Here is a 2,218-nt window from a genome sequence, read left to right as displayed (position 1 = left end):
CCGCTACCGGCTGCCGCCTGATTGAGGGGCGGTGCCGGCGAGCGGGGGGCTAAACGATTACGTTGATGACTACTTCGACAAAGCGCAAAAAGAGGTAATAGCCCTCGTCGTCAAGCAGCCCGGCTTGAAGGTTAATGAGATCGCCGACATCCTGGGCATGAATCTACGAATGGCCCAAGTTGTAGTGGGCCAACTCATGTCACACAATTTCATTCGAGCAGAAGGCAAGACCCGTGGCGTCAAGTATTTTCCCGCATGAGCTTGCTAACCCTGCGGTGCAGGGGGCGCTGCGCGACAAAGCCGCGCAGCGCCCCTGACCTTGAACGTTAGGGGCCTGTACCAATGCGACATCATGCTGACGTTTCTCCCCGGGAAAAGGGGTCACGGGAAAAAGGGGTCAGACCCATTTTCCCCTTCTTTTCTCCTTTCGACATATAGATGTGAAATAGGAGGCGAAAAGTACCATGACTAGCTTGCTTGAGAAAGCTTTTGAGGTTGCCTCAAAGCTCCCAACTTTGGAGCAAAACATTCTTGCCCGGACGCTTCTTGACGAGATCAAATCCGAAAAAAGGTGGGATGAGCTTTTTGCCGAGTCGGAAGACATCTTGGCTCAGTTGGCCGCAGAAGCTTTGCGGGAAGAAGATCAAGGCAAGACAACAGAATTAGATCCGAACAATCTGTGATATCAAGAGCCACTCCAAAGTTTTGGAAATGCTTTCGAGCGTTGCCACGAGACATTCAAGCTAAAGCCAAGGAAGCCTATACATTATTTCGTGACGATCCGTGGTATCCAAGCTTGAATTTCAAGAGGGTCCATTCGAGTCTTCCCGTTTACTCCGTGCGAATCACCAAAGATTACAGAGCGGTCGGTATTCTGGGCAGCGATAAAATCGTATGGTTCTGGGCAGGAAGTCATGCGCAGTATGACGGCTTACTGAAGCAGATCAAGAATGACCGTTGAGCGCACCCAGGGGAAAGCCCACACGGCTTATCGGCGAGGCGCTTACCGGGGACGGGCTTATCAGGGACAAACCACGGTTTCCCAGGTTGAGGAATCAAGCGGTGAAGTTTGAATGAGACGACATGAATTTCAATCATGCCAACCATTAGCCAATTCTTCTGAATACTCATTCACATGTAGATTGGCGGCGAACACAACCCGCCGCATTTTCACGCGCTCTACGCCGAGTATGAGTCGCAGATTGATATTCAGACGTTGGGAGTAATTGAAGGAAAACTGCCGCGCCGCGCGCTGGCCATGGTGCTGGAATGGGCCAATGAACACAGAGCCGAACTGATGGAGGACTGGAACCTATGTCGAGCCAAGCAATTACCGAAACCCATCAAGCCACTGGAGTAACCCCCGGCGCTCCATGGCGCGTGCGCGCACTCAGCGTGCTTCCGCAATGGCAACTGGCGGTCACATTCAATGACGGTTTGACCGGCATAGTCGATGTTCTTGCGCTGGTGCATGGGCAAGATGCGGGCGTCTTTGAGGCGCTGCGCGATCCTGCTTTCTTCGCGCGCGCCTTTCTCGATTGCGGAGCAATAGCGTGGCCCAACGGCGCTGACCTTGCTCCCAACGCCATGTACAAGGAAATTCGTAGCAGCGGCGTGTACTGCATTATGGATTGACGCGGCTAAAAGCAGATGAAAGCCAACTAAAGGGGCCAGCAATTAGATGAAGAATGAGACAAGAGTGATCGTGTCAAATCCATCCGTTATGATGGGCAAACCGGTCATCGCAGGAACCCGCATCACCGTGGAACTCGTTTTGGACAAGCTGGCGGCTGGCGAAACCGTGGAACAGATTCTCGATGCCCATCCGCGACTCACCGCCGAAGGTATTCGGGCGGCGCTGGCACTCGCCGCTGAAGCGCTACGCGCTGACATAGTCTATCCCATGGATGAAGCAGGACCGTAGGATGTGCTGACCACAGGGAAGCGCATCGGTCGGGAGGGTGATGCGCTGCGTGCTTCAGCGCATCCTACTGCCTACGGGCTGATGACGGGGAATTGGGCGCGGTCGGACGGCTAGGTCGATCAACGGATCGTAGTATACCATCCCACGGGCAATGGTAATATACCAGCGAACACAGTTAAACCAGTCGCTTGAACCATGTATCGACTCACCCGGGAGGCAAACGAACATGACGATCGTAAGCGTTTAGCCCCCCTACCACACGTACCGAGCAGGTTGGTGCGGAGCGCAGCGCTT

At 54.0% G+C, this 2,218-nt stretch carries 6 protein-coding genes; all 6 read left to right on the top strand.

The features are described from left to right. The first annotated feature begins 31 nt into the window (after positions 1-31). The 6 genes from ACCAA_RS04580 to ACCAA_RS04560 all read left to right on the top strand — a co-directional run bounded on the left by ACCAA_RS04580 (position 32) and on the right by ACCAA_RS04560 (position 1,924). Positions 32-259, top strand: coding sequence for a hypothetical protein (locus tag ACCAA_RS04580; protein WP_186406065.1), 228 nt, complete (start codon positions 32-34; stop codon positions 257-259). 205 nt (positions 260-464) lie between these two features. Beyond that, on the top strand, positions 465-683 hold the full coding sequence (locus ACCAA_RS04575; RefSeq protein ID WP_186406064.1) for a hypothetical protein: 219 nt from the start codon (positions 465-467) through the stop codon (positions 681-683). Continuing rightward, a complete protein-coding gene (locus tag ACCAA_RS22690) occupies positions 680-961 on the top strand; it encodes a type II toxin-antitoxin system RelE family toxin (RefSeq protein ID WP_245754433.1) in 282 nt (93 codons plus the stop codon). The genes ACCAA_RS04575 and ACCAA_RS22690 overlap by 4 nt, the downstream gene beginning before the upstream one ends. A 180-nt stretch (positions 962-1,141) precedes the next feature. After that, entirely contained in the window at positions 1,142-1,360 is a 219-nt protein-coding gene (locus tag ACCAA_RS04570) for a DUF4160 domain-containing protein (protein WP_245754435.1), read from the top strand. Continuing rightward, on the top strand, positions 1,315-1,635 hold the full coding sequence (locus ACCAA_RS04565; RefSeq protein WP_186406063.1) for a DUF2442 domain-containing protein: 321 nt from the start codon (positions 1,315-1,317) through the stop codon (positions 1,633-1,635). Before ACCAA_RS04570 ends, ACCAA_RS04565 begins: the two co-directional genes overlap by 46 nt. Before the next feature lie 46 nt (positions 1,636-1,681). Beyond that, positions 1,682-1,924 carry a DUF433 domain-containing protein gene (locus ACCAA_RS04560; protein WP_186406062.1) on the top strand — a complete coding sequence of 81 codons (243 nt, stop codon included), beginning with the start codon at positions 1,682-1,684 and terminating at the stop codon, positions 1,922-1,924. The last annotated feature ends 294 nt before the right edge of the window (positions 1,925-2,218 follow it).

Source organism: Candidatus Accumulibacter aalborgensis (assembly GCF_900089955.1).
Taxonomy (GTDB): Bacteria; Pseudomonadota; Gammaproteobacteria; order Burkholderiales; family Rhodocyclaceae; genus Accumulibacter; species Accumulibacter aalborgensis.
This window is presented reverse-complemented; position numbering and strand designations above follow the sequence as displayed.

What these genes read in the sequence shown, in the direction of transcription:
- ACCAA_RS04565 (WP_186406063.1), top strand. Translation starts at nt 1,315, where the DNA reads ATGTCGAGCCAAGCAATTACCGAAACCCATCAAGCCACTGGAGTAACC.
- ACCAA_RS04575 (WP_186406064.1), top strand. Translation starts at nt 465, where the DNA reads ATGACTAGCTTGCTTGAGAAAGCTTTTGAGGTTGCCTCAAAGCTCCCA.
- ACCAA_RS04560 (WP_186406062.1), top strand. Translation starts at nt 1,682, where the DNA reads ATGAAGAATGAGACAAGAGTGATCGTGTCAAATCCATCCGTTATGATG.